This is a genomic window from Psychrobacter sp. Cmf 22.2, assembly GCF_001921745.1.
In the GTDB taxonomy this organism is placed as follows: Bacteria; Pseudomonadota; Gammaproteobacteria; order Pseudomonadales; family Moraxellaceae; genus Psychrobacter.
In genome coordinates, this window is the sequence record NZ_MRYA01000096.1 from 1 (window position 1) to 230 (window position 230).

The following is a 230-nucleotide window of genomic DNA, read 5'->3' on the forward strand; positions in this document are numbered from 1 at the left end:
CTGGAATAGGGGTGTTACGCGGAATCAATACTTCAACCAACCCGCCCATGGTCTCAAGGCCGAGCGATAAAGGTGTCACATCAAGTAATAACAAGCCATTATCACTATCGCCATTGACCAATTGATGCGCAGTTTGTGCCGCACCTAAAGCGACGACTTCATCTGGATTCAAGCGGCAAAGCGGCTCTTTAGCAAAAAAGTCTGCAACCACTTGCTGAATTGCTGGCATA

Annotated in this window: 1 protein-coding gene; it reads right to left on the reverse strand. The window is 47.8% G+C overall.

Features of this window, described 5'->3' with window-relative positions; translation table 11 throughout:
- Positions 1 to 230, reverse strand: a 230-nt coding sequence (locus tag BTV98_RS13435) for an Hsp70 family protein (RefSeq protein ID WP_178379404.1), incomplete at both ends; no start/stop codon positions are given.